Below are 24226 nucleotides of genomic sequence, written 5' to 3' on the forward strand. Positions count from 1 at the left end.
GTTACTTGTCCCCCTTGGCGGCGGCTTCGGCCTTGAGCTCGTCGACCAGGGCGTCGAGCTTCTGGTCGCTCATGAAGCTGCACATGCGGGTGTTGTTGACGATCATCACCGGTGCGTCGCCGCAAGCGCCCATGCACTCGCCTTCCTTCAGCGTGAAGCAGCCATCGGCGGTGGTTTCGTTGTAGTCGATCCCGAGCTTGCGCTTCAGGTATTCGCCAGCCCGGTCGCCGCCCGACAGCGCGCACGGCAGGTTGGTGCAGACGGTGAGCTTGTACTTGCCCACCGGCTTGGTGTCATACATGTTGTAGAACGTGGCCACCTCTTCCACCCACACGGGCGGCATTTCCAGGTAGCTGGCGACGAACTGCATGACTTCGGGGGAAACCCAGCCCACCTCGCCCTGTGCCACGGCGAGTGCCGCCATCACGGCCGACTGCTTCTGGTCGGCCGGATACTTCGCGATCGCGCGATCGATTTCCTTGAGAGCTTCTGCTGATAGCATGGTCATTGCAGTAATACGGCGAAGCCCTGCCCTTGTATGCCGGGCTTCGCTGGTTTGCAGCCGTCGCTGCCATGTTCTGCCGGCCCGGAATGCTCCAGCGCATTCCTTGCCGATCCGTCGCAGGCCGGAGCCTGCTGCCACCATTACCGCCGGGGCCGGCCGAACACGCCCGGATCGTCGTCCGGACAACGGCCTGTGACGGGATACCCTTCTGCCGGTATCCCTTAGCGGTCGATCTCGCCGAACACGATGTCCTGTGTCCCGATGATCGTGACCGCATCCGCAATCATGTGTCCCTTGGCCATTTCGTCGAGCGCGGCCAGGTGGGCAAAGCCCGGGGCACGGATCTTCAGGCGGTACGGCTTGTTCGCACCGTCCGAGATCGCGTAGATACCGAACTCGCCCTTCGGGTGTTCCACCGCCGCGTAAGCCTCGCCCGGCGGTACGTGGATGCCTTCCGTGAAGAGCTTGAAATGGTGAATCAGCTCTTCCATGTTCGACTTCATGTCCACGCGCGACGGCGGTGCCACCTTGTGGTTCTCGGAAATCACCGGACCCGGGTTGCGGCGCAGCCAGTCGATGCACTGCTTGATGATGCGGTTCGACTGGCGCATTTCTTCCACGCGCACCAGGTAACGGGAATAGCAGTCGCCCGCCGTGCCCACCGGGATGTCGAAGTCGATCTTGTCGTAGACCTCGTACGGCTGCTTCTTGCGCAGATCCCACTCGATGCCCGAGCCACGCAGCATCGGACCCGTGAAACCCATCTGCAGCGCGCGCTCCGGAGTCACCACGCCGATATCCACCAGACGCTGCTTCCAGATACGGTTATCGGTCAGCAGCGTCTCATATTCATCCACGTACGTCGGAAAACGGTTCGTGAAGTCCTCGATGAAGTCCAGCAGCGAGCCCGAACGGTTTTCGTTCATGACCTTGATGGCCTTCTCGTTGTGGATCTTCGACGCACGGTACTGCGGCATCGTGTCCGGCAGATCGCGGTAGACGCCGCCCGGACGGTAGTAGGCAGCGTGCATGCGCGCGCCCGACACCGCCTCGTACATGTCGAACATGTCCTCGCGCTCGCGGAACGCGTACAGGAACACGGCCATCGCGCCGACGTCCAGCGCGTGGGCGCCGATCCACATCAGGTGGTTCAGCAGGCGGGTGATTTCGTCGAACATCACGCGGATGTACTGCGCGCGGATCGGCACCTCGATGCCGAGCATCCGCTCGATCGCCATCACGTAGGCGTGTTCGTTGACCATCATCGACACGTAGTCGAGACGGTCCATGTAGGGAACGCTCTGGATCCAGCTCTTCTGCTCGGCCAGCTTTTCGGTGGCGCGGTGCAGCAGGCCGATGTGGGGATCGGCACGCTGGATGACTTCGCCGTCCAGCTCGAGCACCAGACGCAGCACGCCGTGTGCCGCAGGGTGCTGGGGACCGAAGTTGAGGGTGTAGTTCTTGATATCTGCCATGACGCCGTTCTCAGTGCTTCGTGCCGCCGTAGTTTTCCTCGCGAATCACGCGCGGCGTGATTTCGCGCGGCTCGATCGTCACCGGCTGGTAGATGACCCGCTTCTGCTCGGGGTCGTAACGCATTTCCACGTAGCCCGAGACCGGGAAGTCCTTGCGGAACGGATGGCCCACGAAACCGTAGTCCGTCAGCAGACGGCGCAGGTCCGGGTGGCCTTCGAACACGATGCCGTAGAAGTCGAACGCTTCGCGCTCGAACCAGTTCACCGAATTCCACACGTCGATCAGCGACGGCACCACGGGCATGTCGTCGTCCGGCGCGAACACGCGCAGGCGCAGACGCCAGTTGTGCTTGAGCGACAGCAGATGCGTGACAGCCGCGAAGCGCGGGCCGTCCCAGGTGCCTTCGGCGTAGTCGGAATAGTCGACGCCGCAGAGGTCGATCGCCTGTTCGAAGTGCAGCGACGGGTCGTCACGCAGCAGGCGTGCCACGTCGAGGTAGTCGGCAGCCTTGACGATCAGCGTCAGTTCGCCGATGGCCTCGGTCAGGTTCTGCACGCGCTTGCCCAGAACTTTCTCGAGGGCGGCCTTGAGGGTATCGAGGTTCGCCATGTCAGCCCTTGCGCGCAATGGTGTTGGTACGCTTGATCTTGTTCTGGAGCTGGATCACGCCGTAGATCAGCGCCTCCGCGGTCGGCGGGCAGCCCGGAACATAGATGTCGACCGGCACGATGCGATCGCAGCCACGCACCACCGAATACGAGTAGTGGTAGTAGCCGCCGCCATTGGCGCACGAGCCCATCGAGATCACCCAGCGCGGTTCTGCCATCTGGTCGTAGACCTTGCGCAGCGCGGGGGCCATCTTGTTGCAGAGCGTGCCTGCCACGATCATCACGTCGGACTGACGCGGCGACGGGCGGAAGATCACGCCGAAACGGTCCATGTCGTAGCGAGCGGCGCCGGCGTGCATCATTTCCACTGCACAGCAGGCCAGACCGAACGTCATGGGCCACAGGGAACCCGTACGGGTCCAGTTGATCAGCTTGTCAGCGGTCGTCGTGACAAAGCCTTCGTTGAGAACGCCTTCGATTGCCATTTCACATCACTCCCAATCGAGCGCGCCCTTTTTCCAGATGTAGACGAAGCCCACGATGAATTCCAGCAGAAACACGCCCATGGCGATGAATCCCGGCCAACCGATGTCCTTGAGGGCAACGCCCCAGGGAAACAGGAAGGCAGTTTCGAGATCGAACAGGATAAAGAGGATGGCGATGAGGTAGTAGCGCACGTCGAACTTCATGCGCGCATCCTCGAATGCCTCGAAGCCGCACTCGTACGGCGACAGCTTCGCTGCGTCAGGATTGTTGGGACCGAGAATCCGACCAATGGACATCAGCGCTACACCGAGCACGATGCCAAAGAGGATGAAGACGAGGACGGGGAAGTAGGCTTCGAGTGTCAAGGTACGGCCAGCCTTATCTGGAATGTTGTCAACAGCACCAGCTAGCGGCGACCTGTTGCCCACCCCAGGCGCCATCCCGTCTTAGCACGGCGCCGCCTTGCGGACTGCCGGAGAGTCAATGGTGCGATCCGTGCATGACACGGATGCGACATTGACTTCCGATCAATTGTTTGGTGCCGACGGCGAGACTCGAACTCGCACAGCTTTCGCCACTACCCCCTCAAGATAGCGTGTCTACCAATTTCACCACGTCGGCTGGGGGAGAAACAATATTGCCTTGCGCCGGGTTTTTACACCCTACGAAGCGTTGTCAGAAGAGTCTGTCCTCTGGCTTTCGCCCCGCGCTGGGGAATCGTTTCAAGCCTTGCATTCTAACTCATGATCCCTGATTTGTTCAATGCACAATCACAAATTAAATCAGGAATCCTTGAACACACTGTTCGATTATTGCGTCAATGCCGACGCTTACTTCGGCACTGCGGGCCCGGCCGGTGCCGATGCGGCAGCCGCTGCCGGCGCCGATGCGGACGGTGCCGAAGCCTGGGTAGCCTGGGGCTGCTGGCTTGCACCCATCACGCCCAGCGAAGCCTGCGGCTTGTAGTTGCCCAGCAGCGTCAGGCCCAGCGTGCAAGCGAAGAACAGCGCCGCCAGAACGGCCGTGGTGCGCGACAGGAAGTTTGCCGAGCCCGATGCACCGAACAGGCTGCCCGATGCGCCAGAGCCGAACGCCGCGCCGACGTCGGCGCCCTTGCCGTGCTGCAGCAGGACCAGACCGATCACGCCCAGCGCGGACAGAACCTGCACGACGACCAACAGAGTCTTGAAAATTGCCATTTGGTTAAATTCGTTTCGTACTTGCCTGATCAGACAGTCGCATCCGGCATTCAGGCGTTGCCGATCGCGAGGAAATCATCCGCCTTCAGCGAGGCGCCGCCAATCAGGCCCCCGTCGATATCGGACATGGAAAACAGTTCCGCCGCATTGTCCGGCTTCACGCTGCCGCCGTACAGGATGGCGATACGCTCGCCCACGCCCGCGTCCTTGCCGGCGACCTGCGCGCGCAGTGCGGCATGGACGGCCTGCGCCTGCTCGCTGGTGGCCGTCTTTCCGGTGCCAATGGCCCAGACGGGCTCATAGGCCAGGACAATGCGATTCAATTGATCGATAGACAATGCATCGAGCACGGCCTGCAGCTGACGGCCCACCACCGCCTCGGTCTGGCCCGCCTCGCGCTCGGCGAGCGTTTCGCCGACGCAAACGACCGGGACCAGGCCCGATTCCAGGGCGCGCAGTGCCTTGGCAGCCACCGTCGCGTCGGATTCACCGTGGTACGTGCGGCGCTCGGAGTGACCCACCAGCACATAAGTACAGCCGAACTCGGCCAGCATCGGCGCCGCAACTTCGCCCGTGAAGGCGCCGCGGACTTCTGCGGACGTGTCCTGGGCGCCCCACGACACCTGGGTACCGGTGAGCAGCGACTGGCACTGGGCAAGATAGGGGAACGGTGCGCAGACGGCCAGTTTTGCCTTGGCCGGCGCTGCCTTGATGCCTTCCAGCAGGGCCGCATTGGCGGCGAGGCTGCCGTGCATCTTCCAGTTGCCGATGACCAGCTTTTGTCTCACAAGGGTCCCCTCTCAAATCAAACCGGCTATTGTAGCGTGGTCAACGGGGGGCCGCCAGCGCATGGCGGCCAATTGCGGACAGCCAGTGGTCGTCGGCCCACAATTGCGACAGCGATGGTGCAATTGTGGGCCAGCGGAGCCACTTACCAGGTCAGCACGATCTTGCCGGTGTGCTCGCTCGATTCCATCAGGCGATGGGCATCGGCGGCCTGCGCGGCAGGGAAGACCTTGTAGATCACGGGCTTGATCTTGCCCGAAGCCAGCAGCGGCCAGACGTTCTGGTGCAGGGCCTGCGCAATCGCGCCCTTGAACGATGCCGGACGCGGACGCAGCGTCGAACCTGTCACGGTGATGCGCCGACGCAGGATATCGCCCAGCGGAATCTCGGCCTTGCCGCCGCCCAGCAGCGCAATGATGACGATGCGCCCGTCGTCAGCGATGCACGACAGTTCCCGGGCCAGGTACGAACCGGCCACCATGTCGAGAATCACATCGACGCCCTTGCCTTCGGTCAAAGCCTTGACCTCGGCCGCGAAGTCCTGCGTCTTGTAGTTGATCGCACGATCGGCGCCCAACGCCTCGCAGGCCTTGCACTTGTCGTCGCTGCCCGCCGTCACGAACACCTTGAAGCCCATCGCCTTGGCGATCTGGATGGCCGTGGTACCGATGCCGCTCGACCCGCCCTGGATCAGCAGCGTCTCCGCCGCCCCGCGCGGGCCCTTGCCCAGTTGGCCACGATCAAACACGTTGCTCCACACGGTGAAGAACGTTTCCGGCAGTGCCGCAGCCTCGATATCGCTGAGGCCCTCGGGCACCGGCAGGCATTGCTCGATCGGTGCCGTGCAAAGCTCGGCGTAGCCGCCGCCCTGCACCAGCGCGCAAACCCGGTCACCCGCTTTCAGGCCAAAACGGTTTGCCGGATTCGACAGATCGCCGCCTACCACCACGCCGGCCACCTCCAGGCCCGGCAGATCGGAGGCCCCCGGCGGCACCGGATAGTTGCCGGTACGCTGGAACACATCGGGGCGATTGATGCCCGCTGCCGCCACGCGGATCAGGATCTCTCCGGCCTTCGGCTCCGGCTCGGGACGCTGCGTTTCCTGCAGGACTTCAGGGCCGCCGTATTCACGGATTTCGATGGCTTTCATGACCGCTCCTCATCAATGTCGAAAGTCGCATGGCGCGCGGCAAGCATGCGCGCGCCCAACGCAGGTAAAAGACTGACCGGCAGTGTAAACAAAAAAGCGGCTGGACATCGCCAGCCGCTTTGACAGGTACTGCTATCGGTACTGCCTGCCGTTCAGCTTACTGCTGCTGTTCCGGCGAGGTCGGTGCCGCCGGCGCATCGCCTTGCGGGGCGATCGGGCTGATGCTGCCGCCCTCTTCGGCCAGTGCAGCCTTCAGCGACAGACGCAGACGACCCTTCTCGTCCGCCTGGATCAGCTTCACGCGCACCTGCTGGCCTTCCTTCAGCCAGTCCTTGATGTCCTTCACGCGCTCGTTGACGATCTCGGAGATATGCAGCAGACCGTCCTTGCCCGGCAGGATGTTCACGATGGCACCGAAGTCCAGCAGCTTCAGCACGGTACCGGCGTAGATCTTGCCCACTTCGGCTTCGGCGGTGATGCCTTCGATGCGGCGCTTGGCTTCGGCCATGCCATCGGTCGAGGTCGAGGCGATCGTGATCGTGCCGTCTTCCTGGATGTCGATGGTCGTGCCCGTTTCCTTGGTCAGCGCCTGGATGGTCGAACCGCCCTTGCCGATCACTTCACGAATCTTGTCCGGATGGATCTTCATCGTGATCATGCGCGGCGCGTGCTCCGACAGCTCGGTGCGGGCGTGGCCCATCGCTTCCTGCATCTTGCCCAGGATGTGCATACGGCCTTCACGGGCTTGCGCCAGTGCCACCTGCATGATTTCCTTGGTGATGCCCTGCACCTTGATGTCCATCTGCAGTGCCGTGATACCCGTGTCGGTACCCGCCACCTTGAAGTCCATGTCGCCCAGGTGATCTTCGTCGCCCAGGATGTCGGTCAGCACGGCAAACTTGTTGCCTTCCAGGATCAGGCCCATGGCCACGCCGGCCACGTGCGCCTTCACCGGGACGCCGGCGTCCATCAGTGCCAGGCAGCCGCCGCACACCGATGCCATCGACGACGAGCCATTGGATTCGGTGATTTCCGAAACCAGGCGGATCGTGTAGGCGAACTCGTCTTCCTTCGGCAGCACCGGGATCAGTGCGCGCTTGGCCAGACGGCCGTGGCCGATTTCACGGCGCTTCGGGCTGCCCACGCGGCCCGTTTCGCCGGTGGCGAACGGAGGCATGTTGTAGTGGAGCATGAAGCGGTCGCGGTACTCGCCGGCCAGCGCGTCGATGATCTGCTCGTCGCTCTTGGTGCCCAGCGTGGCCACTGCCAGTGCCTGCGTTTCGCCACGCGTGAACAGCGACGAACCGTGGGCGCGCGGCAGCACCGACGAACGGATCTCGATCGGGCGCACGGTGCGCGTGTCGCGGCCGTCGATACGCGGCTCGCCGGCCAGGATCTGGCCACGCACGATCTTGGCTTCCAGGTCGAACAGGACGTTGCCCACTTCCACCTTGTCGGCTTCCACGCCGGCTTCGGCCAGCTGGGCCTGCACGGTTGCGTAGATTTCCTTGAGCTTGGTGCTGCGTGCCGACTTCTGGCGCAGTTGGTAGGCTTGCTGCAGCAGCGGCAGGCCGATCTCGCTGACCTTGGCGATCAGTGCCTCGTTCTTGGCGGCAGGCGCCCAGTCCCATTCCGGCTTGCCGCCTTCACGGACCAGTTCGTGGATCGCGTTGATGGCGGTCTGCATCTGCTCGTGGCCATACACCACGGCGCCCAGCATCACGTCTTCCGACAGCTGGTTGGCTTCCGATTCCACCATCAGCACGGCACGCTCGGTACCGGCGACGACGAGGTCCAGTTCCGACGCGGCGATCTGCGAACGGTTCGGGTTCAGCAGGTACTGGCCGTCCTTGTAGCCAACGCGGGCGGCGCCCACCGGGCCGCTGAACGGGATGCCCGACACGGCCAGCGCGGCCGACGAGGCGATCAGGGCCGGGATGTCGGCCGGCACTTCCGGGTTGATCGACAGCACGTGGATAACCACCTGCACGTCGTTGTAGAAACCTTCCGGGAACAGCGGGCGCAGCGGACGATCGATCAGGCGCGAGGTCAGCGTCTCGTTTTCCGACGGACGGCCTTCACGCTTGAAGAAGCCACCCGGGATCTTGCCGGCGGCGTAGGTCTTTTCGATGTAGTCGACGGTCAGCGGGAAGAAGTCCTGGCCCGCCTTCGGGCTCTTGGCTGCCACCACGGTGGCCAGCACCACGGTGTCTTCCACGTCGACGATCACGGCACCCGAGGCCTGACGGGCGATTTCGCCGGTTTCCATGCGGACCGTGTGCTGGCCCCACTGGAATTCCTTGACGATCTTGTTGAACATGGTCATGAGCGTTCCTTGATTCATGCTTGCCTGCCGTAAACAGATACGGCGGGCCGACGCCTGCGCTCGCAGCGGCAGGCGGACTGCCGGAAATTTGCCCGGTCCGCAGTCTCAGGGAAGTGCTATGCCATTCCATCGCGCCACCGTCGGGCCCACATGAGGACGATGCGATACGCGATGGAATGACACAAAACCCCGTTTCCTTGGCCAGTTCCGGTGTCAGAAAGAGCGAGGTAACTTACTCCGTCGCACGGCGTGGCGCAACGGCGTACGGGCAAATTCGCCCGCGTTTAGTGTGAAATAAACATCACATCCATCACTGCCCGGCCAAAAACCACCGGTGCAGAAAAGCAAAATGCCTGCCCCAGCAGTGCTGGCGCAGGCATCGTGGCCTCACGTGAAATCGTGCTTGAACAACGCTTGCAGGATCCGTGCTGCCATCCGCAGACCTTACTTGCGCAGGCCCAGGGCTTCGATCAGGGCGCGGTAACGGTCAGCGTCGTTGGACTTGAGGTAGTCCAGCAGGCGACGACGACGGCTCACCATGCGCAGCAGACCGCGGCGGCTGTGGTGATCCTTCATGTTGGCCTTGAAGTGCGGGGTCAGTTCGTTGATGCGGGTGGTCAGCAGTGCGACCTGGACTTCGGGGCTACCCGTGTCGTTGGCGCCGCGGGCGAACTTCTGGATGACTTCGGACTTGTTGGCAATTGCCATGATGTTTTCCTTTCACTTGCGAACGCTGCAGCACGGGATGCGCCGCCTGCGTCGTGCCTTGCTTTTTGACTCGGCATCCGCCGTCCGCAGCCAGATGACTTGCGGACGACAGCCGCGGATTATAGCCGAATTCCGTCCGGCGGCGAAGCCCGCCCCCGGCATTGGCTCAATTTCGCGCCGGGCGCTCCATCCGGCACGTGGTGGGCAGCGTGGTCTGGGCCGTCTTGAGCTTCTTGACGGTCCGGAAGCCGTAGCCCGAACCCTCGTTGTCGAAACGCACCTCGCCGCCCTGCCTGGCCATCATCGAGACATAGAGCGGCTGCAGCACCTGGTGGTCGTCCGCCCGCACCGTGGCCTCGTGGAAACCGTTCGTGAAACGCATGTTCTCGAGCGCGTAGGCCACCGCCACGGCGTCGGTGCTGCCAGCCTGCTCGATCGCGCGGGCCAGCATTTCGACCATCATCTGCATGCGCAGATGCACGTAGTCGTCGCGCGGATCGGGATAGCGGGTGCGGAACGCCTGGTAGAACGCGTCGGACGCCGCGCCGCCCACGTTTGGATGCCATTCCGCCACGGCCAGCACCCGGCCCACGCCGGCATCGCCCATGGCAGCGGGCGCGCCCAGGCCGTTGCCGTAGAACGTGTAGAAGCGCGCGTTGAGGCCGCCCTCGCGCGCGGCCTTGACCATCAGCGTCAGGTCGTTGCCCCAGTTGCCGGTAATCACGGCGTCAGCACCACTGGCCTTGATCTTGGCGATATACGGCGCGAAGTCCTTGATCTTGCCGATGGGATGGAATTCGTCGCCCACCACCTGGATATCGGGCCGCTTGGCCGCCAGCATTTCGCGCGCGGACCGGGCCACCTGGTGCCCGAAGCTGTAATCCTGGTCGATCAGGTAGACCTTGCGCACCGCGTGTTCGCTGCGGATGGCCTCGGTCAGCGCCTGCATGCGCATGTCGGCACTGGCGTCGAAGCGAAAATGCCAGAAACTGCAATTCTCGTTGGTCAGCGTCGGGTCCACCGCCGAATAGTTCAGGAACAGCACGCGCGCATCGGGCTGGCGCTGGTTCTGGCGATTAATCGCCGCCACCAGCGCGCTGGCCACGGCCGAACTGTTGCCCTGCAGGACGAACGGAATGCGTTTGTCGACCAGGCTGCGGAACTGGATCAGGCTCTCGTCGACATTGCCCTTGCTGTCGAACGTCACCAGTTCCATCGGATGGGTGCCATCGGGCAGCTTCACTCCACCCCGGGCATTGATGCGATCGATCGCGATCCGCAGGTTGCGCACCACGGCCTCGCCTGCGTTGGCGAAGGGGCCGGACAACCCGTCGATCATCCCGAGCCGGATCGGCGCGCCTGCCGGCTGCTGTGCCGCCGCGGCCGTCGCCACGCAGCACAGCGTCGCGGCCAGCCACGCCCGCAGCCGGGCCATGCGCCCGCTTGTTCGGATTCCGCCCATTCGACTTCCCTTCTCTGCGCAAAAGCCGCGATGGTACACACATTGCGCCCGGGCCCGCTACACTACGACTCGTGCACTTTTTGCTGCAAATCACTGAACATGACGACATTTCCGACAGTCGCCCGGCACTGGATCGCCGCCGCGACACTGGCTGCCGGGGCCCTGGCCGGCTGCAGCAGCCTCGGGCCCGCGCTGGCCCCCGTCAACACCGGCCTGAAGCTCGTAGGCCAACCGCAAAGCGCGGTGGCGGCAACCTTCGGCCAACCCACCGATGTGTACCGGCTCGACGACGGCACCACCCGCTGGTTCTACTCGAAACAACCGCTTGGCGAATATTCCTATGCGGCGGATTTCGATCGCGACGGCAAGCTGACCAATTTCCGGCAGATGCTGACCACGACCGAACTCTACAAGGCCAAGGTCGACCAGTGGACCAAGAAGGATGTGCTGGAACATTTCGGTGCCCCGCGCGAGCCGATCGAGTACTACCCGCGCCTGAAACAGGAAGCGTGGAGCTACCGCTTCCTGCATGAAGACCAGTGGTACTCGATGTTCAACTTCATGTTCGACGATGCGGGCGTGCTGCGCCGCACGCTGATCACCCCCGATCCGCTGCGCGACCGCCCGGACCCGCGCTGAGCGCGCACAAACGACAAACCGCCCGGCCCTGCGGGATACGCGTCGGGGCGGGCGGTTCATGACAGCCGGGGCCTTGTGAGCCCCGCCGTCGCATCGCAGGCATCAGGTCAGATAAAGGTCAGATCTGCGGATTGATCTTCTGCACGGCCTTGTCGTGCAGCTTGTTCAGTGCAGCCAGGTAGGCCTTGGCCGATGCGGCGACGATATCCGGATCGGTACCCACGCCGTTGACGATGCGGCCGGCCTTGGACAGGCGCACGGTCACTTCGCCCTGGGCCTGCGTACCGGCCGTGATGGCGTTCACCGAATACAGCACCAGTTCGGCACCGCTGTTCACGCGCCCTTCGATGGCGTGCAGCGTCGCATCCACCGGACCATTGCCTTCGGCCTCGCCAGCCTGCTCGGCGCCATCGATGTTGAACACCACGCGGGCGTGCGGACGCTCGCCGGTTTCCGAGCGTTGCGACAGCGACACGAAGCGATAGTGCTCGTTGGCGTTTTCCTGCTCTTCGTCGGAAACGATCGCCAGGATGTCTTCGTCGAAGATCTCGGCCTTCTGGTCGGCCAGTTCCTTGAAGCGGGTGAACGCGGCGTTGACTTCGGCTTCGCTTTCGAGCTCGATGCCCAGTTCCTGCAGGCGCTGCTTGAATGCATTGCGGCCCGAGAGCTTGCCCAGCACGATCTTGTTGGCGGTCCAGCCCACATCTTCCGCGCGCATGATCTCGTAGGTGTCGCGCGCCTTGAGCACGCCATCCTGGTGGATGCCCGAGGCGTGGGCAAACGCATTGGCGCCCACCACGGCCTTGTTCGGCTGCACCACGAATCCGGTGACTTGCGACACGAGCTTGGAGGCCGGCACGATCTGCGTGGTATCGATGCCAACGTCCATATTGAAGTAGTCGCGGCGCGTCTTCACGGCCATCACCACTTCTTCCAGGCTCGTGTTGCCGGCGCGCTCGCCCAGACCGTTGATCGTGCACTCGATCTGGCGCGCGCCGCCCAGCTTCACCGCCGCCAGCGAATTGGCCACGGCCATGCCCAGGTCGTTATGGCAATGCACCGACCAGACCGCCTTGTCCGAATTCGGAATCCGCTCGCGCACCGAACGGATCAGCTCCGCATAGCCTTCCGGCACGGCATAGCCCACGGTATCCGGCAGGTTGATCGTGGTTGCGCCCTCGGCAATCACGCCTTCGAGCACGCGGCACAGGAAGTCCATGTCAGAACGGCTGCCGTCTTCGGGCGAGAACTCGATATCGTCCGTGAACTGACGCGCAAAGCGCACGGCCAGGCGGGCCTGCTCGTAGACCTGGTCCGGCGTCATGCGGAGCTTCTTCTCCATATGCAGCGCGGACGTGGCGATGAACGTGTGGATACGGAACGAGTTGGCCGGCTTCAGGGCCTCGGCGGCACGCGCGATGTCCTTGTCGTTGGCGCGGGCCAGCGAGCAGATCGTCGAATCCTTAACAACCTGGGCAATCGAGCGGATCGCTTCGAAATCGCCATTGGAGCTGGCCGCAAAACCGGCCTCGATCACATCGACCTTCAGACGCTCCAGCTGACGCGCAATGCGGATCTTCTCCTCGCGGGTCATGGACGCACCGGGCGACTGCTCGCCATCGCGCAAGGTGGTGTCGAAAATGATGAGTTTGTCAGACATTTTGTGGAGCTCCTGGGCTGTGCCTTATGTACTGGTCCGCCGTCCCGCAATCGCGACACCGGGCATTCGTATCGGAATGCAAAACGCCCCGGCGTGCATGAATGCAGGCCGGGGCGTTTTCAAAAATCCTGGTGATTTCCGCGCCAGGGGGAGGTAACCGAGTCCCTTAGCGCGCGCGCGTCCCGACCTGATGGCCTAGTAGGCCACCTAGGGTGGTGCGGGCGATCTGGGTCTGGTGCGAAATCATGTCGGCGACTATAGCTGGTTTGCTGCGGCGGCGCAACCGGGTTATTTCGGAGGAATGCGCAGTTTTTGCCCCGGGTAGATCTTGTCCGGGTGCGTCAGCATCGGCTTGTTGGCCTCGAAGATCTTGTTGTATTCGGCGCCATTGCCGTACGCGGCCTGGGAAATCGCCCAGAGCGTGTCGCCCTTCACCACGGTGTGCCACTGCGACTCGTCGCTCTCCACGTTGACCGACATCTTGTCCTCGACCGAATCGACCCCCTCCACATTGCCGCAGCACAGGATGATCTTCTCGCGCGTGGCCTGGTCGGGCGCCACACCGAATACGGTGACCTTGCCCTGCGATCCGTCCACGGTCACGGTCAGGCCCGTGGCGGACAGTCCCATCTGGGCGATATAGGCCTCGATGGCGTCGCCGGCCGCGCGGTTGGCCGCCTCGGCCTTGTCGCTTGCGGACGGATCGGCCGCGGCGGCCTCCTGTGCCGCCTTCGCCTCGCCCTTGCCGAACAGTTTCTCTCCCGCTTCCTTGATGAAGTCGAACATGCCCATGACATTCTCCTGAGGTTGTGGAACGGAAAAACAAAGGGCGCCCGATGAGCGCCCTTTTCTTCAAAATCCGGTCAGTTGCCGCTGCCCGCGCCGTTGCCGTTGCCGCCGGCACGCGCCTTGGCCACCCCGCCCGGCTGGCCATGCACCGCACGCCAGGCCCATAGCAGGTAGCCCGAGATCGCATAGGCCACGAACAGGCCAAACAGTGCAACCGGCGGGTCGGACGACACGATGACGAACAGCACCAGCACCAGCACCATCATGCCGAACGGCACGCGGTAGCGCACGTCGAGCGCCTTGCCGCTGTAGAACGGCGCGTTCGACACCATCGACAGGCCCGCATAGAGCGTGATCGCAAAGGCAACCCACGGCATCCACAGTTCCTTCACGGGCAGCTTGTTGTCGATGGCCAGCCAGACAAAGCCGGCCACCAGCGCGGCCGCGGCCGGGCTCGGCAAACCCTGGAAGAAGCGTTTGTCCACCACGCCGATATTGGCGTTGAAACGCGCCAGCCGCAGCGCGGCACAGGTGCAATAGACAAAGGCTGCAATCCAGCCCCACTTGCCCAGGTCGTGCAAGATCCACTCGTACATCACCAGCGCCGGCGCCACGCCGAACGACGTCATGTCCGACAGCGAATCGTACTGTTCGCCAAACGCGCTCTGCGTATTGGTGATGCGCGCGACGCGGCCGTCCATGCCATCGAGCACCATGGCCGCGAAGATGGCGATGGCCGCCACGTCGAAGCGCATGTTCATGGCCTGCACGATCGCGAAGAACCCCGCGAACAGCGCCGCCGTGGTGAACGCGTTGGGCAGCAGGTAGATGCCGCGCCGGCGCGGACGCACGTACTCGATGTCGTGCTCGTCGGCCTCGTAGGCGGCGTCGTTGCGCAGCTGGTTATGGCGGAACGGACGCAGATGCGTCACGTTGCCATTGCTCACGCGCTTGTTGCGTCGGTTGAAGGCACCCATGCCAGGTCTCCTGTCGCGGACCGGTCCGGCCTCAGGCCTGGACGTCCAGCTCGGCGAGCACGGTGGACGAGGCCGACACCTTCTCGCCGATCGTCACGCGCGGGCGGGCATCGACGGGCAGATACACGTCGACACGCGAGCCAAAACGGATGAAGCCGTAACGCTGGCCGCGCGACAGCGTGTCGCCGACCCGCGTGTAGCACAGGATGCGGCGAGCCACCAGGCCGGCCACCTGCACCAGCGTGACCAGCTGGCCGTCCGCCGCGCGACGGATCACCACCGCGTTGCGCTCGTTTTCCAGCGATGCCTTGTCCAGATCGGCATTGACGAACTTGCCCGGGAAATACTCGAGCTTCTCGACCTTGCCATCCAGCGAAGCGCGGTTCGAATGCACGTTGAACACGTTCATGAACACGCTGATCTTCAGCGCCTCGCGGCCGGCATACGGGTCCTGGGTCTTTTCTACCACGACGATGCGGCCATCGGCCGGCGCCAGGATGGCATTGGGGGCCGACGGAATCGGCCGCGGCGGGTCGCGGAAGAACTGCAGCACGAAGATCGTGATGATCCACAACGGCAACGCCCACCAGAAGCCCGCGCTGACATGCACCAGCAGCGAGATGATGAAAGCGCCGGCCAGGAACGGCCAGCCTTCACGGGCGATAAGCGGATGAGGATAGTTCATGCAAGCGTTGTTCTGTTGTTCGCACAGACGGTGCACATCCTGTCGAAAAGCCAGCCCGCAGCGTACCGCGTGGCATGCCTTCAGGATATGTCGGCGCGAGAGATAAGAAAAAATTCAGGCCGGTGCCTGAAAAAGTCCGACAAGGATAACAAAAAGCCGCCCAGTCACCGCCGAAATGTCTTGTGCAATCACAAAAGACCGGCGGCCGACTGGGCGGCTGCGGCACTGGCGAGGCACCTGGCCGCATCGGCCCGGTGCCCGCTTCTGCCCGTACTGCTTAGTTCTTCGACTGGTCGACCAGCTTGTTCTTGGCGATCCACGGCATCATCGCGCGCAGCTTCGCACCCACTTCCTCGATCTGGTGCTCGGCCGTCAGGCGGCGGCGCGAGATCAGCGTCGGGGCGCCTGCCTTGTTTTCCAGCAGGAAGCTCTTGGCGTATTCGCCGGTCTGGATGTCGGTCAGGCACTGCTTCATGGCCTTCTTCGTCTCTTCCGTCACGACGCGCGGGCCAGTGACGTACTCGCCATATTCGGCGTTGTTCGAGATCGAGTAGTTCATGTTGGCGATACCGCCTTCATAGATCAGGTCGACGATCAGCTTCAGCTCGTGCAGGCACTCGAAGTAGGCCATTTCCGGCGCGTAGCCGGCTTCCACCAGCGTCTCGAAGCCGGCCTTGATCAGCTCGACGGTACCGCCGCACAGCACGGCCTGCTCGCCGAACAGGTCGGTTTCGGTTTCTTCGCGGAAGTTCGTCTCTATGATGCCGGCACGGCCGCCGCCGTTGGCGGTGGCGTACGACAGCGCGATGTCACGGGCGGCGCCGGACTTGTTCTGGTGCACGGCGATCAGGTGCGGCACGCCGCCACCTTGCGAGTACGTCGAACGCACCGTGTGGCCCGGCGCCTTCGGGGCGATCATGATCACGTCCAGGTCGGCACGCGGAATCACGGCACCGTAGTGCACGTTGAAGCCGTGGGCGAAGGCCAGTGCGGCGCCTTCCTTGATGTTGGCGTGCACTTCGTTCTTGTACACGTCGGCGATCTGCTCGTCCGGCAGCAGGATCATGACCACGTCGGCGCCCTTCACGGCTTCGGCCACTTCCTTGACCGTCAGGCCGGCGTTGACGGCCTTGTTCCACGACGCGCCGCTCTTGCGCAGACCGACCGTCACGTTCACGCCCGATTCCTTCAGGTTCAGCGCGTGGGCGTGGCCTTGCGAGCCGTAGCCGATGATGGTGACATTCTTGCCCTTGATGAGGGAGAGGTCGGCGTCCTTGTCGTAAAACACTTTCATGATATTTCCTTCAATTTCTCAAATCTTCGTATTGGGGTGGCGGCGCAACACCTGACTGTTGGGGTCGTCGCGCCGCTTCGGGATACTGCGTGTCGGCTTGTGGCCGTGCTCTGTTGCCGGGGGCGCCGGTCAGACCTTCAGGATGCGCTCGCCACGGCCGATGCCGGAGCCGCCCGTACGGACGGTTTCCAGGATCGCGGTGCGGTCGATGGCATCGAGGAACGCATCCAGCTTGCCGCCGTTGCCGGTCAGCTCGATGGTGTACGTCTTTTCGGTCACATCGATAATGCGGCCACGGAAGATGTCGGCGGTGCGCTTCATTTCCTCGCGCTCCTTGCCCACGGCACGGACCTTGACCAGCATCAGCTCGCGCTCGATATGCGCGCCTTCGGTCAGGTCCACCACCTTGACCACCTCCACCAGGCGGTTCAGGTGCTTGGTGATCTGTTCGATCACGTCGTCCGAGCCGGTGGTGACGATGGTCATCCGCGACAGCGACGCATCTTCGGTGGGAGCCACCGTCAGCGTCTCGATGTTGTATCCACGGGCCGAGAACAGGCCCACCACGCGCGACAGCGCGCCGGGTTCGTTTTCCAGCAGGACCGAGATGATGTGACGCATTACAGGTCCTCCGCGCCGAGCAGCATTTCGGAGATCCCCTTGCCGGCCTGGACCATCGGCCACACGTTTTCAGTGGGGTCGGTCTGGAAGTCCAGGAACACGGTACGGTCCTTCAGGCAGAATGCCTCGCGCAGGGCCGGCTCGACATCGGAAGACTTCTCGATGCGCATGCCCACGTGGCCATACGATTCGGCCAGCTTCACGAAGTCGGGCAGTGCCTGCATGTAGGAATGCGAATACCGGTTGTCGTATTCGATTTCCTGCCACTGGCGCACCATGCCCAGGTAGCCGTTGTTCAGCGAACAGATCTTGACCGGGGTGTCGTACTGCAGGCAGGTCGACAGTTCCTGGATACACATCTGGATCGAGCCTTCACCCGTGATGGTGACGACTTCCTTGTCCGGGAACGCCTTCTTGATGCCCATCGCGTACGGCAGGCCCACGCCCATCGTGCCCAGGCCGCCCGAGTTGATCCAGCGGCGCGGTTCGTCGAACTTGTAGAACTGCGCGGCCCACATCTGGTGCTGACCCACGTCGGAGCAGATGAACGCGTCGCCCTTGGTCAGTTCCCAGATCTTTTCCACCACGTACTGCGGCTTGATGATCTCGGAACTGCGGTCGTACTTGAGGCAGTCCACCGAACGCCATTGCTCGATCTGGTCCCACCACTTCGCCAGCGCCTCGCGCTTGGGCTTGACGTCGCTGGCCTTGATCTGGGCGATCAGTTCCTGCAGCACGTCCTTGACGTTGCCGACGATGGGGATATCCACCTTGACGCGCTTCGAGATCGACGACGGGTCGATGTCGATATGGATGATCTTGCGCGCCTGCGCCGTGAAGTGCGACGGATTGCCGATCACCCGGTCGTCGAACCGGGCGCCGATGGCGATCAGCACGTCGCAGTTCTGCATGGCCATGTTGGCTTCATACGTGCCGTGCATGCCGAGCATGCCGACGAACTGCTTATGCGTGCCGGGGAATGCACCCAGGCCCATCAGCGTGTTGGTCACCGGATGGCCGGTCAGCGCGGCCAGCTCGCGCAGCTCGTCGCTGGCGTTGGCCAGTACCACGCCGCCGCCCGAATAGATATACGGACGCTCCGCGGCCTGCAGCAGCGCCACGGCCTTGCGGATCTGGCCCGAGTGACCCTTGTTCACCGGGTTGTACGACCGCATGTCGACGGCCTTCGGGTACTCGAACTTGCAGGCGTTGCGCGACACGTCCTTCGGGATGTCGACCACCACGGGGCCGGGACGGCCGGTGGCGGCAATGAAGAACGCCTTCTTGATCGTCGCGGCCAGGTCGCGCACGTCCTTCACGAGGAAGTTGTGCTTGACGATCGGGCGCGTGATGCCGACGGTGTCGCATTCCTGGAACGCATCCTGGCCAATGGCGTGGGTCGGCACGTTGCCGGTGATCACCACCATCGGGATCGAATCCAGGTAGGCGGTGGCGATGCCGGTCACGGCGTTGGTCACGCCCGGGCCCGAAGTCACCAGTGCCACGCCCACCTTGCCGGTCGCGCGGGCATAGCCGTCAGCGGCATGCACGGCGGCCTGTTCGTGGCGCACCAGGATATGTTCGAATTTCGTTTGCTTGTGGAGCTCGTCGTAGATATAGAGCACTGCGCCGCCGGGATAGCCCCAGACGTATTCGACGCCTTCTTCGGCAAGTGCGTTGACGAGGATTTCCGCTCCGATCATTTCCCGACCGGAGGATGAATTGCTGTCTGCGTGGGAGAATTCCGCGCTGGGCATGTTCATTTCTGTCCTTTGCAATTTTCGGCAAAAAATTGTTTGGATGCTCTCTGCCGGGCTTGTGGCTCGGGTTCAAGCGGTGCGCGTCTGCATGAAGAGACCGCCTTATAAGCGGTCTGATGAGACAACCACTGATGTCGTGAACCGTCGATGATACTGCAATGCACCAGCGCGGTAAATGAATCGACGGAACTTTTTGCACGGCCGCCCCGCTCCAGGTCATCCAGCCGAGGATCGGGCGTTGCGCAGTCAAGCGAGCATGTCTGCACTTGAATACAGGAGTGGCAGAGGGCAGGTGTTTTTTGTTAGGATCGCAGACATTTCCGGGGTGCCACAGGACGAGTCCGGCACATTCGGCCTGGCCTGACCGCCCAACTGCTGTTTTCGCCTGCATGGCCACCGACAAGGAACTCTCAGACTTTCTCGCCAGCGTCGAACGCCGCGCCTTCAAACAGGCCGTGTTCGCCGTGCGTGACGACGAAGCTGCGCTGGACATCGTGCAGGACGCCATGATCAAGCTGGCGGAAAAGTACGGCGACAAGGGGCCGAACGAACTGCCGCCCCTGTTCCAGCGCATCCTGCAGAACACCATTCACGACTGGTTCCGGCGCCAGAAGGTGCGGAACACCTGGGTTACCCTGTTCTCCAACCTGCGCGACGACCGTGAAGGCGACGACAGCGACCTGCTGGACACCCTGGAAGCCGAAAGCGGCACGGAGATGGCCGAAAGCAGCGCCGACAAGGTCGAGCGGGCCCAGGTCATGCATATCATCGAGCAGGAAATCCAGCGATTGCCCACGCGTCAACGCGAGGCTTTCCTGATGCGTTACTGGGAGGATATGGACGTAGCCGAAACCGCAGCCGTGATGGGCTGTTCGGAAGGCAGCGTCAAGACGCACTGTTCCCGCGCCACGCACACGCTGGCGCAAGCGTTGCGTGCGCGGGGAGTCCGACTATGAGCAGAAACGAACGAGATATCCAGGAACGGCGCTTCGCCCATGAGATCCGGGTGGCACTCGATGCCTCCGCGGAGGCGCTGCCGCGGGACATTTCCGAACGGCTGGCCGCCGCGCGGCGCCTGGCGCTGGCCGCGAAGAAGGCGGAAGTGCGTGCTCACGTGCCGCAGCTCGTGCTGCCCAATGCACCGCACGGCTACGCCTTCGACGACGAGGACGACACCCCGCTGCACCGTGCCGGTGCGTGGCTGCGCAAGCTCGCACTGGTGTGGACGCTGGTCGCGCTGGGTGCCGGCCTGATGGGCATCTACCACTGGCAGCAGCAGAAGCGCGTCGAGGAACTGGCCGATGTCGATGCCGCGATGCTGCTCGACGACCTGCCCCCGACGGCCTATGCCGACCAGGGCTTTCACGTGTTCCTGAAGCGGGACCGCGACCAATAAGATGGCCTGCGCACCTTCCCGTACCGACGCATTCCGTCGCCGGCTTGCCGCGCTTTGCGCCGCCGGCGCAACCCTGGCTGCACTTTCCATCGATTTCGTGACGGAAGAGGCGCACGCCCAAGGCCAGCAAGCGCAGTCGGCCAGCCAGCCGGCAGCGCGGCCGGTCATCAACGCCCATCCCACCTGGCAGGAACTGTCTGCGCCGCATCGTCAGATTCTGGCGCCGCTGCAGCCGCTCTGGGACACCATCCCGGAACTGAACCGCCGCAAGTGGCAGCGCATTGCCGACCTGTACCCCACGCTCAAGCCCGAGGAGCAGCAGCGCCTGCAGGAGCGGATGGCCGAGTGGGTCAAAATGACGCCGCAGCAACGCCGTCTGGCCCGCGAGAACTACCAGATCACGCGCCAGTTGCCGCCGGAAAAGAAGGCGGAAGCGTGGGATCGCTACCAGCAACTGCCGGAAGAGCAGAAGAAGAAACTGGCCGCCGCCGAAAAGGTACCGCGCCGTCCGGGTGCCGTCAGCGCGCTGCCGTCGGGCAAGCGCCCGCCGGCCGATACGAGCCGGCAGCTCCACCATCAGGGCCGCCCGGCCAGTGCGCCGGAGGCCTCGCCGGCCTCCGCGCCCGGGGCGCCGGCCTTGGCGGGTAGCGCGGCCGCGACCGCCCCGGTGGCCCCGGCACCTGCGCCGGCCGCGCCGGCTGCGGCAATGCCGGCCTCGCCCGCCCAGGCGCCGACGCTGTCGCCGCCGGTGACGGGCGAAGCGGCCACTGACTTCAACCAGACCGAAACGCGTCCGTAACATCCCCTTCGGCAGCGCCACCTCTGCCTCCCGATCTTCGGCAGCATTGCCAGATTGCCCCACCGGAACGTCAGCGGTCCACCGCGCCCCCGCATCCCCGGAATTCCGGCAATGGCCCCCTGTGCGCCGTTTGGCATAATGGCCGCTTCCCCCGATCCGCCACGCGCCATGCCTGCCGCTACGCCAGCCGCCTCCGCCCAGACTCCCGCCACGCCGCCGCGCGCCCCCACGCTGGGCCGTCGCCTGCTTTGCATGCTCTATGAAGGCGTACTGCTGTTTGGCGTGCTGATGCTCGCCAGCGCCGTCTCGGTCCTGGCTCGTCCGCTGATCCAGCAGCTCGGGCTCCCCCACGTGTACGTGGATCAGGTATGGATGTTCATCGTGCTTGGCGTCTATTTCTCGTGGTTCTGGCAGCGCAACGGCCAGACGCTGGCGATGCAGACCTGGCGTATCCGCCTGGAGACGACCGCCGGCCAGCCGCCGGGCTGGCCCAAGGCGCTGCTGCGCTACGTGCTGGCCTGGCTGTGGCTGCCGCCCGCGGCCGCCGTCGGGCACGCGATGGGCCTCACGCTGTGGCCGTTTATCGGCGTGTTGACGGTCGGACTGCTGATCTGGATGTCGCTGGCATGGCTCGATCCGCGCCGCCAGTTCCTGCATGACCGGCTGGCCGGCACCCGCCTGACCGACCTGCGCCCGCAGCAGCCATGAGCCTGACGGCCGCCGCCCTGCGTCGCGTCGCCGTGCTGGTACAGACGGCGGCGGCGGGCGGATTGGCGGCCTGGCTGGCACTGGGCCACGGTTGGGCATGGATGCCGGCACTGGCCGCAGGCCTGGCCATTGTGCTGCTGACCTTCGGCGCCAGCGTCGCCATGGCGTTCGGCGCCACGCTTGGCGGCCTGGGAATCCCGCGCCGGAACCGGCCGCCGCTTCCCGATCAAGCGCCAGCCCGGCAACGTCTTGACGCCGGCGCAGCACTGCGCTGCTTTCTGGCCGAATGCCGCGCCGTCTTTCGGATGTTCAACTGGCTGCAACCGTTCCGATCACGGCTGAGCCTTGCCCAGCCCACGCGTCCCCTGCCCGACGCCCCTCCCGTACTGCTGGTACACGGCTACGGCTGCAACCACGCGGTCTGGCTCGACATGGCGCCGGCGTTGGCCGCCGCCGGCTACCGCTGCGAAGCCATCGACCTGACGCCGGTGCTTGGCGACATCGACGACTACGCCCCCCAACTGCTGGCGCGCATGCGCGAGATGCAATCGCGTACGGGTCAGGCCCCGCTACTGGTGTGTCACAGCATGGGCGGACTGGCCGCGCGCGCCGCGCAGGCGCTGGCTACGCAGGCTGGCGACACCCCCTGCGCGGGCATCGTTACGCTGGGCAGCCCGCATCAGGGCTGCGCGCTGGCGCGCTTCGGCAGTGGACGCAATGCCCGGCAGATGCGATGGCAGAGCCCGTGGCTTGCCGCGCTGGCCGCCGCCGAGACCCCGCCGATGCGCGCGCGCATCGTATCGGTCTTCAGCTGGCATGACTCCATCGCCGGCCCGCCGGGCACGTCATGGCTGGACGGCGCACAGCATCTGGCGCTCGACGGCATCGGCCATGTGTCGCTGCTGCGCGACCCGCGTGCCGTGCAGGCCACGCTCACGGCGCTGGCCATGCTCCAGCGGCAGCCCGCCTGCCCCGCCATCGTCACGCCCCACTAGCCATCGCGGCGCGCCACGGCCGGCAACCTTCATGTGACATTCATGTTTCCGTCACGGCTCCGTCATGCGGCACTGGCTCAATGCAGCCATCGCCGATACCGGGGCCACCATGGTTCAAGCCATCCGATCTGCACGCGTGAGTTTGTCGAGGGTTGCGCAGCGCCTGCGCGGCAAGCCTGACACGACGCTCTCGATGTCTGCCGCCTACGCGGCGTTCATGCCACCGCAGGCCGATCTGTCCCCTGCCCGGGCCACCCCCCAGCGCGACCCCGCCGACGCCGGCCACCGCCCGCCGGCTACTGCAGAACCTTCGGCGCAACGCTACCGCGCCATCTGGCTGTCCGATATCCACCTGGGCACGCCGGGCTGCCAGGCCACCTACCTGCTCGACTTCCTCAAGCACAACGATTCCGATGTGCTCTACCTGGTTGGCGACATCATCGACGGCTGGCAACTGCGCCGTGGCTGGTACTGGCCGCAGAGCCACAACGACGTGGTGCAGAAGCTGCTGCGCAAGGCGCGCAAGGGCACCGAGGTGATCTACATCCCCGGCAACCACGACGAAGGTGCCCGCCAGTTCGACGGCCTGGCCTTCGGCGACGTCAGCGTGCGCGAGGACGCCGTGCACGTCACCGCCACCGGCAAGCGCCTGTGGGTCGTGCATGGCGATCTGTTCGACGGGGTCGTGCAGCATGCCAGATGGCTGGCCTACCTTGGCGATTCGCTCTACACGATGATCCTGGCGCTGAACCGTCACTTCAACCGCGTACGCGCGCGACTCGGATTCGACTACTGGTCGCTGTCCCAGTACCTGAAGCATCAGGTCAAGAACGCAGTGAGCTACATCCATTCCTTCGAACACGCGATGGTGGACGAGGCGCGCCGCCGTGGCTGCGATGGCGTGGTCTGCGGCCACATCCACAAGGCCGAGATCCGCGAGGTGGACGGCCAGCTCTACTGCAACGACGGCGACTGGGTGGAAAGCCTGTCGGCGCTGGTGGAAACCATGGAAGGCGAGTTGAAGATCGTCTACTGGACCACGCTGATCGATCCACCCGTGCCGGCCACCCGCCGGCGCCGCCGCACCGCCGAAATCGCGGCCTGACAGGGCCCGGGCCGGGCCGCCGCCTGGCCCGGCCCGCGCGCCACTGCCCATCGGCTGGACCCGCCCCCCCACAACACCACGGCGCTGCCGTC

25 protein-coding genes and 1 tRNA gene are annotated in these 24226 nt (G+C 64.2%); 7 read left to right on the forward strand and 19 right to left on the reverse strand.

From position 1 onward, the window contains the following. Position 1: 1 nt before the first annotated feature. The 12 genes from nuoE to AC24R4_RS12185 form a co-directional block, all read right to left on the reverse strand. Positions 2–502, reverse strand: coding sequence for an NADH-quinone oxidoreductase subunit NuoE (nuoE, locus tag AC24R4_RS12130; protein WP_029050848.1), 501 nt, complete (start codon positions 500–502; stop codon positions 2–4). A gap of 224 nt (positions 503–726) precedes the next feature. Continuing rightward, complete coding sequence (locus AC24R4_RS12135; RefSeq protein ID WP_400391137.1) at positions 727–1980, reverse strand: NADH-quinone oxidoreductase subunit D; 1254 nt, start codon at positions 1978–1980, stop codon at positions 727–729. A gap of 10 nt (positions 1981–1990) precedes the next feature. Next, positions 1991–2590 carry an NADH-quinone oxidoreductase subunit C gene (locus AC24R4_RS12140; RefSeq protein ID WP_400391136.1) on the reverse strand — a complete coding sequence of 200 codons (600 nt, stop codon included), beginning with the start codon at positions 2588–2590 and terminating at the stop codon, positions 1991–1993. A 1-nt stretch (position 2591) separates the two neighbouring features. Then, the gene (locus AC24R4_RS12145) at positions 2592–3074 is read right to left on the reverse strand and encodes a NuoB/complex I 20 kDa subunit family protein (RefSeq protein ID WP_008643342.1); all 483 of its coding nucleotides are present in this window, start codon (positions 3072–3074) and stop codon (positions 2592–2594) included. A 6-nt stretch (positions 3075–3080) separates the two neighbouring features. Continuing rightward, the gene (locus tag AC24R4_RS12150) at positions 3081–3440 is read right to left on the reverse strand and encodes an NADH-quinone oxidoreductase subunit A (protein WP_029050851.1); all 360 of its coding nucleotides are present in this window, start codon (positions 3438–3440) and stop codon (positions 3081–3083) included. Between the two features lie 171 nt (positions 3441–3611). Beyond that, positions 3612–3696, reverse strand: a tRNA-Leu gene (locus AC24R4_RS12155). A gap of 209 nt (positions 3697–3905) precedes the next feature. After that, positions 3906–4274 (reverse strand): preprotein translocase subunit SecG, encoded by a 369-nt coding sequence (gene secG, locus AC24R4_RS12160; protein WP_153947584.1) that lies wholly within the window; start codon positions 4272–4274, stop codon positions 3906–3908. A 50-nt stretch (positions 4275–4324) separates the two neighbouring features. Next, positions 4325–5062: a triose-phosphate isomerase gene (gene tpiA / locus AC24R4_RS12165; protein ID WP_283780788.1), complete on the reverse strand. Its 738-nt coding sequence runs from the start codon at positions 5060–5062 to the stop codon at positions 4325–4327. 143 nt (positions 5063–5205) lie between these two features. Next, complete coding sequence (locus tag AC24R4_RS12170; RefSeq protein ID WP_400394886.1) at positions 5206–6210, reverse strand: NAD(P)H-quinone oxidoreductase; 1005 nt, start codon at positions 6208–6210, stop codon at positions 5206–5208. Positions 6211–6367: 157 nt separating this feature from the next. Then, on the reverse strand, positions 6368–8536 hold the full coding sequence (gene pnp, locus AC24R4_RS12175; protein WP_153947582.1) for a polyribonucleotide nucleotidyltransferase: 2169 nt from the start codon (positions 8534–8536) through the stop codon (positions 6368–6370). A 444-nt stretch (positions 8537–8980) separates the two neighbouring features. After that, positions 8981–9244: a 30S ribosomal protein S15 gene (gene rpsO / locus AC24R4_RS12180; protein WP_153947581.1), complete on the reverse strand. Its 264-nt coding sequence runs from the start codon at positions 9242–9244 to the stop codon at positions 8981–8983. Positions 9245–9410: 166 nt separating this feature from the next. Then, on the reverse strand, positions 9411–10679 hold the full coding sequence (locus tag AC24R4_RS12185) for a branched-chain amino acid ABC transporter substrate-binding protein (RefSeq protein WP_487523179.1): 1269 nt from the start codon (positions 10677–10679) through the stop codon (positions 9411–9413). Positions 10680–10805: 126 nt separating this feature from the next. On the opposite strand from AC24R4_RS12185, the gene AC24R4_RS12190 reads away from it, so the two are divergent. Then, entirely contained in the window at positions 10806–11345 is a 540-nt protein-coding gene (locus AC24R4_RS12190) for a hypothetical protein (protein WP_487523180.1), read from the forward strand. Positions 11346–11463: 118 nt separating this feature from the next. Here AC24R4_RS12190 and AC24R4_RS12195 read toward each other — a convergent pair whose 3' ends face one another. The 7 genes from AC24R4_RS12195 to AC24R4_RS12225 all read right to left on the reverse strand — a co-directional run bounded on the left by AC24R4_RS12195 (position 11464) and on the right by AC24R4_RS12225 (position 19134). Further along, complete coding sequence (locus AC24R4_RS12195) at positions 11464–13005, reverse strand: 2-isopropylmalate synthase (protein ID WP_400393473.1); 1542 nt, start codon at positions 13003–13005, stop codon at positions 11464–11466. A 288-nt stretch (positions 13006–13293) separates the two neighbouring features. Further along, a complete protein-coding gene (lysM, locus tag AC24R4_RS12200) occupies positions 13294–13797 on the reverse strand; it encodes a peptidoglycan-binding protein LysM (RefSeq protein ID WP_400393471.1) in 504 nt (167 codons plus the stop codon). A gap of 71 nt (positions 13798–13868) precedes the next feature. Continuing rightward, complete coding sequence (pssA, locus tag AC24R4_RS12205) at positions 13869–14771, reverse strand: CDP-diacylglycerol--serine O-phosphatidyltransferase (protein WP_400393469.1); 903 nt, start codon at positions 14769–14771, stop codon at positions 13869–13871. A 31-nt stretch (positions 14772–14802) separates the two neighbouring features. Further along, positions 14803–15456, reverse strand: coding sequence for a phosphatidylserine decarboxylase (locus AC24R4_RS12210; protein WP_066738990.1), 654 nt, complete (start codon positions 15454–15456; stop codon positions 14803–14805). A 277-nt stretch (positions 15457–15733) separates the two neighbouring features. Continuing rightward, the gene (ilvC, locus tag AC24R4_RS12215) at positions 15734–16750 is read right to left on the reverse strand and encodes a ketol-acid reductoisomerase (protein ID WP_029050863.1); all 1017 of its coding nucleotides are present in this window, start codon (positions 16748–16750) and stop codon (positions 15734–15736) included. A gap of 129 nt (positions 16751–16879) precedes the next feature. Continuing rightward, a complete protein-coding gene (gene ilvN / locus AC24R4_RS12220) occupies positions 16880–17371 on the reverse strand; it encodes an acetolactate synthase small subunit (protein WP_008643328.1) in 492 nt (163 codons plus the stop codon). Beyond that, positions 17371–19134: an acetolactate synthase 3 catalytic subunit gene (locus AC24R4_RS12225; protein ID WP_400393466.1), complete on the reverse strand. Its 1764-nt coding sequence runs from the start codon at positions 19132–19134 to the stop codon at positions 17371–17373. The genes ilvN and AC24R4_RS12225 overlap by 1 nt, the downstream gene beginning before the upstream one ends. 386 nt (positions 19135–19520) lie before the next feature. On the opposite strand from AC24R4_RS12225, the gene AC24R4_RS12230 reads away from it, so the two are divergent. From AC24R4_RS12230 to AC24R4_RS12255, 6 genes are all read left to right on the forward strand, one after another. Next, entirely contained in the window at positions 19521–20087 is a 567-nt protein-coding gene (locus tag AC24R4_RS12230) for an RNA polymerase sigma factor (protein WP_153947577.1), read from the forward strand. Then, positions 20084–20527 (forward strand): DUF3619 family protein, encoded by a 444-nt coding sequence (locus tag AC24R4_RS12235; RefSeq protein WP_400393464.1) that lies wholly within the window; start codon positions 20084–20086, stop codon positions 20525–20527. Before AC24R4_RS12230 ends, AC24R4_RS12235 begins: the two co-directional genes overlap by 4 nt. A 1-nt stretch (position 20528) precedes the next feature. Further along, the gene (locus AC24R4_RS12240; protein WP_487523181.1) at positions 20529–21326 is read left to right on the forward strand and encodes a DUF3106 domain-containing protein; all 798 of its coding nucleotides are present in this window, start codon (positions 20529–20531) and stop codon (positions 21324–21326) included. A gap of 168 nt (positions 21327–21494) precedes the next feature. After that, the gene (locus tag AC24R4_RS12245; protein WP_487523182.1) at positions 21495–22034 is read left to right on the forward strand and encodes an RDD family protein; all 540 of its coding nucleotides are present in this window, start codon (positions 21495–21497) and stop codon (positions 22032–22034) included. Next, on the forward strand, positions 22031–23029 hold the full coding sequence (locus tag AC24R4_RS12250; protein WP_487523183.1) for an esterase/lipase family protein: 999 nt from the start codon (positions 22031–22033) through the stop codon (positions 23027–23029). Before AC24R4_RS12245 ends, AC24R4_RS12250 begins: the two co-directional genes overlap by 4 nt. Before the next feature lie 109 nt (positions 23030–23138). Next, positions 23139–24134 (forward strand): UDP-2,3-diacylglucosamine diphosphatase, encoded by a 996-nt coding sequence (locus AC24R4_RS12255; RefSeq protein WP_400391543.1) that lies wholly within the window; start codon positions 23139–23141, stop codon positions 24132–24134. Positions 24135–24226 lie beyond the last annotated feature (92 nt).

Source organism: Cupriavidus sp. CER-90 (assembly GCF_057652055.1).